5 protein-coding genes are annotated in these 5,688 nt (G+C 44.4%); all 5 read left to right on the top strand.

Annotated features, from left to right (window positions below; genetic code table 11):
* Positions 1-404: PfkB family carbohydrate kinase (locus tag QZ158_RS07570; RefSeq protein WP_293887290.1), on the top strand; the 404-nt coding region annotated here is incomplete at its 5' end.
* A gap of 1 nt (position 405) precedes the next feature.
* Complete coding sequence (gene lacD / locus QZ158_RS07565; protein WP_293887288.1) at positions 406-1,386, top strand: tagatose-bisphosphate aldolase; 981 nt, start codon at positions 406-408, stop codon at positions 1,384-1,386.
* A gap of 176 nt (positions 1,387-1,562) precedes the next feature.
* Positions 1,563-2,009: a MarR family transcriptional regulator gene (locus QZ158_RS07560; protein ID WP_293887286.1), complete on the top strand. Its 447-nt coding sequence runs from the start codon at positions 1,563-1,565 to the stop codon at positions 2,007-2,009.
* Complete coding sequence (locus QZ158_RS07555; RefSeq protein ID WP_293887284.1) at positions 2,006-3,808, top strand: ABC transporter ATP-binding protein; 1,803 nt, start codon at positions 2,006-2,008, stop codon at positions 3,806-3,808. The genes QZ158_RS07560 and QZ158_RS07555 overlap by 4 nt, the downstream gene beginning before the upstream one ends.
* Positions 3,801-5,561, top strand: coding sequence for an ABC transporter ATP-binding protein (locus tag QZ158_RS07550; RefSeq protein ID WP_293887282.1), 1,761 nt, complete (start codon positions 3,801-3,803; stop codon positions 5,559-5,561). The genes QZ158_RS07555 and QZ158_RS07550 overlap by 8 nt, the downstream gene beginning before the upstream one ends.
* The last annotated feature ends 127 nt before the right edge of the window (positions 5,562-5,688 follow it).

The following is a 5,688-nucleotide window of genomic DNA, read 5'->3' as shown; positions in this document are numbered from 1 at the left end:
TCAAACCAACGGTGATTAAACCCAATCGCGAAGAATTATCTCAACTCTTAGGACGAGATGTTTCGGCGGATTTTGAGGACTTAAAAGAAGTTTTGAAAGACCCGCTGTTTGAAGGAATCGAATGGATTATCGTCTCCTTAGGTGGAGATGGTGCCTTTGCCAAACATGGAGACAGCTTCTATAAGGTCGATATTCCAAAAATTGAAGTGGTCAATCCAGTGGGATCTGGAGATTCAACCGTAGCTGGGATTTCTGCTGCCCTCAGTAGCGGAAAAGATGACGCGGCCCTCTTGACCCATGCTATGGTCCTAGGGATGCTAAATGCCCAAGAAAAGATGACAGGGCATGTCAATATGGCCCACTACGATGATTTGTATCAGAATATAATTGTAAAAGAGGTATAAGATGGTATTAACAGAACAAAAACGCAACTATTTAGAAAAATTGAGCACCAAAGAGGGTGTGATCTCAGCCTTGGCCTTTGACCAACGTGGTGCCTTGAAACGCCTCATGGCTCAGTACCAAGACGCAGAACCAACCGTGGCCCAAATGGAAGAATTGAAGGTCTTGGTGGCTGAAGAATTGACACCATTCGCATCTTCTATGCTCTTGGACCCTGAGTATGGACTTCCAGCAACCAAGGTCTTGGATGCAGAAGCAGGTCTCTTGTTGGCTTATGAAAAAACTGGCTACGACACTTCTAGCACAAAACGTCTGCCAGACTGCCTTAACCTTTGGTCAGCTAAACGCATCAAAGAACAGGGCGCAGATGCAGTGAAATTCTTGCTCTACTATGATGTGGATAGTGCAGAAGAACTCAACCAAGAAAAACAAGCCTACATCGAACGCATCGGTTCAGAATGTGCTGCAGAAGAAATTCCATTCTTCCTTGAAATCTTGGCTTATGATGAAACTATTGCGGATGCAGGTTCTGTAGAATATGCGAAAGTAAAACCTCGTAAGGTCATCGAAGCTATGAAAGTCTTCTCAGACCCACGCTTCAACGTCGATATCTTGAAGGTAGAAGTGCCAGTCAATGTCAAATACGTAGAAGGCTTTGGCGATGGAGAAATCGTTCATAGCCGTGAAGAAGCTGCTGCCTTCTTTAAAGAACAAGAAGCAGCAACCAACCTTCCATACATCTACTTGAGTGCCGGTGTCTCTGCCAAACTCTTCCAAGAAACCCTCGTCTTTGCGCATGAAGCAGGAGCAAACTTCAATGGAGTTCTCTGTGGCCGTGCAACTTGGGCTGGATCTGTAGAAGCCTACATCAAAAATGGCGAAGCAGCAGCTCGTGAGTGGCTCCGTACCGAAGGTCGTCGCAACATTGAAGAGCTCAACCAAGTCTTAGACCAAGTCGCAACTTCTTGGAAAGAGCGTATTTAATTTTCTTAGTTCCTAACGTATCAAATAGTCCTTCTAGAAAAATCTAGAAGGACTATTTTTTTAGAAAGGATAGTTCTCTTAAGAACTTTTTTCTTGACTTTTTGTGTGGAAGGTGTAAAATAGTTCTCATAAACACTAACTAGTTCTCTTGGGAACTAATTGATTTTGGAGGGATGATGGACAAACCGTTAGTAGAATTTAAAAAAATCGGCCATCTCATTCATCTTATGATGGAAAGAGAAGCCAAGAAACGTGGCCTTGAATTTATTGCAGGCCCCCAAGGTCAGGTATTGATCTTTTTATCCCATCGTGAGAAAGAGGGAAAGGTGACCTTGATTCGGGATGTTGAGCAGGAACTTCATATCTCAAAATCCGTGACGAGTAACCTGATCAAGCGCATGGAGAAAAATGGCTTTATTTATCTAGAGCCTAGTCCAACCGATAAACGGGCTAAGTATGTCTACCTAACAGACAGTGTGAAAGATAAGTTGAATGACATGAAACAATTCTTTGAAGAAGTAGACCAGGATATGATGGCTGGTGTATCAGAAGAAGATTTGACCATCTTTTTCACGGTCATGCATCAATTTTATGAGAACATGAAAGAAAGGAGCGAGGAATGATCAATATATTTCGGCGGTTAACCGCCAAAGAATGGGGTATGATTGCCCTTAGTACGGTCTTTATCTGTCTGGCTGTTTGGATGGATTTAAAGACTCCTGAATACTTATCCGATATCACGACCCTCTTAGCCAAGGATGGGACCAAGGTTTCTGATATCATGAATCCGGGAAGCAAGATGTTGCTCTTCTCTTTTGGAAGTTTTTTGATGGCAGTTTTTGTGGGCTTTTTGGCTTCACGAGTCGCTGCCAGCTTTACGACGCGGCTTCGAGGAGAGATTTTCCATCAAGTGATGGATTACTCAGATGCTGAGATCAAGAACTTCTCTGTTCCCTCTCTCTTGACCCGGACGACCAATGATTTAACCCAGTTGCAAATGATGATTGTGATGGGGATGCAAGTTGTAACGCGTGGTCCCATTATGGCTATTTGGGCTCTGACCAAGATTTGGGGGAAGAGCGATGCCTGGACAACTTCTGTTGGGATTGCTGTCTTGATGGTCTTAATCCTTCTCTCTGTTCTGGTTCTTATTGCCTTTCCGCGCCAGCAAAAGGTTCAAGGATTGACAGATGATTTGAATGCAACGACGCGGGAGAGTTTGACAGGGGTGCGGGTCGTTCGCGCCTACAATGCGGAAGACTATCAAACTGAAAAATTCAAAACAGAAAATAAAGCTTTAACCAGTCTGAACTTATTTGTTTACCGTTTGATGTCCTTGATGAATCCGGTCATGACAGTGGTATCAAGTGGCTTGACACTTGCCATTTACTGGATTGGAGCTTATCTGATCAATGATATTGCCATGCCAACAAATCCCACAAAGCTTGCCGTGAGTTCTGCCCTTGCTGATCGTACCAAGGTCTTCTCAGATATGGTCACTTTCTCCTCTTACGCCATGCAGGTCGTTATTGGTTTCATGATGATGGTAGCGATTATGATGGTTCTTCCTCGTGCCTTGGTGTCCGCAAAACGGATTAACCAGGTCTTAGCTCTAGAGCCATCTGTTGATTTTCCAAGTGAGTCCAAGACTGAGACTGGAGAAAAAGGAAGTGTCGAATTCCAAGATGTTTCCTTTAGATATGGACGGAGTGCTCGTGCTGTGATTGAGCATGTGACCTTCTCAGCCCAAAAGGGACAAACCGTTGCTTTCATAGGATCGACCGGTTCTGGGAAATCCACTTTGGTCAATTTGATTCCGCGATTTTACGATGCGACGGAAGGAAAAATCTTAGTGGATGGCGTGAATGTTAAGGACTACAGCCACCAAGAATTGAATAATAAGGTGGGCTACATTCCACAAAAAGCAGTTCTCTTTAGCGGCACTATTCGCTCCAATATGGAATTTGGAGAAAGTAGTCAAGGAAAATTAGAGGATGAAGCCATCTGGAAAGCTCTTGAATTGGCCCAAGCCAAAGAGTTTGTTGCCGCAAAAGAAAAGGGCTTGGACACAGAAGTAGCGCAAGGAGGAACCAACTTCTCTGGAGGTCAACGCCAACGCTTAGCCATCGCGCGTGCTCTTGCTCGGAAACCTGAGATCCTCATTTTTGATGATTCCTTCTCAGCCCTGGATTATAAGACGGATTGTATCTTGCGACAAGCCCTGAAAGAAGAGCTGGCAGATACGACCAAATTGATCGTAGCCCAACGGATTTCGACCATTATGGATGCGGACTTGATCTTGGTTTTGGACAAAGGACAAGTCGTCGGTCAAGGAACCCACAAGGAATTGCTTGAGACTAATGAAGTCTACCAAGAAATTGCCTATTCACAATTATCTAAGGAGGAGTTGGAACATGCATAAGACAAAACAAGAATCGTCCCTTTGGAGCCAACTTTCTCCATATTTGAAGGGATTCCGTCTGTTTTTCATCATCGCTATTCTCTTTTCGATTGTGTCCAGCGTCATCACCGTCATTGGACCGGACAAGTTAAAGGAAATCACGGATACTATCACAAAAGGGATGGGTGGGACAATCGATATTGACAAGATTGCCTCGATTGCCCTGACCTTAGCCATCCTTTATGGAGTGGGAGCACTGGTTTCATACAGTAGTAACTTTATCATCTCTACTATGATTCAGCAGTTTGCGGAACGTTTGCGTAATGCTATCGCAGAGAAGATCAATCGCGTGCCCCTACAATATTTCGATAGTCACGAACAAGGAGATACCTTGTCTCGTGTGACCAATGATGTGGATTTGATGACTCAATCCTTTAACCAAAGTTTGGTTCAAATGGTCTCCTCTATCGTCTTATTGATTGGCTCCATCTTTATGATGTTTAAGACGGACTGGCACTTAGCTGTCACAGCGATTGTATCCGTCTTTGCTGGCTTTGCCCTCTCTAGCATCATTATGGTCAAGAGTCAGCCACTCTTTAAGCAACAACAGGACAATCTTGCTAAAGTTTCAGGTTATGTAGAAGAAATCTACAGTGGACACAATGTGGTGATTTCTTATAATGGCCGTCATCAAGCCAAAAATCATTTTGATGCCATCAACCAGGACTTATACCAGAGCATGTGGAAGTCACAATTCTTCTCTGGGATCATGATGCCCTTGATGCAGTTTGTAGGGAATTTTGGTTATGTCATGGTCTGTATCGTAGGGGCCGCCCTCACCATTAATGGGGATATTACCATCGGTACCATTGTGGCCTTTATGACCTATGTCCGTATCTTTACCCAACCAATTGGTCAAATGGCCCAAGGAATTACCCAATTGCAATCGGCCAGTGCTGCTATGGGGCGTGTCTTTGAATTCTTAGACGAAGAAGAAATGGAAGACGAATCCCAAAAAACTCGCCAATTGGAAGCGCCAAAAGGTCATGTCACTTTTGAACATGTGCGCTTTGGCTATTCACCAGACAAGACCATTATCCATGACTTTACAGCTGAAGCGAAGCCTGGACAAAAAGTGGCCATTGTTGGTCCGACAGGCGCTGGTAAGACTACCATGGTCAATCTCTTGATGCGTTTCTACGACATTCAAGCTGGTAAAATTGCCATCGATGGTGTGGATACCAAGGCCATGAGTCGCCAAGAAGTTCATGATGCCTTTTCGATGGTCTTACAAGATACTTGGCTCTTTGAAGGCACTATTCGTGAAAACCTCGTCTTTAATCAAGCCGACATTTCAGATGAAGCGGTCGAAGCGGCAACCCGAGCTGTTGGGGTCCATCACTTTATTCGGACCTTACCGAATGGCTACGAGACCGTATTAGATGATTCAGTGACCTTGTCCGTTGGTCAAAAGCAACTCTTGACCATTGCGCGTGCCCTCTTGAAGGATGCCCCGCTCCTCATCTTGGATGAAGCAACCTCATCTGTCGATACCCGTACAGAAGAGTTAATTCAAAAAGCCATGGACAAACTCATGGAAGGCCGAACTTCCTTTGTCATTGCCCATCGCTTGTCCACTATCCGTAATGCAGATCTGATTCTCGTGATGAAAGATGGAAATATTATCGAGCAAGGCAACCACCAAGAACTCATGAGCCAAAATGGATTCTATGCCGATCTCTACAATAGTCAATTCACAGAAGAAGTGGCTTAACAAAAGAGAGTAGGACAGAAATCGGTAATTCGTTAGAATTCGATTTCGTCGTCCCACCTCCGCACAGTTGAGTAGAGCTGTAAAAGCTGATGAAATCAGCGTAGTAGAGCCCACTCAACCACTGCGT

The sequence above is a fragment of the Streptococcus sp. A12 genome, from assembly GCF_905372335.1.
GTDB lineage: Bacteria > Bacillota > Bacilli > Lactobacillales > Streptococcaceae > Streptococcus.
The sequence above is the reverse complement of the archived record's forward strand: the minus strand, read 5'-3'. Positions and strand labels throughout refer to the sequence as shown.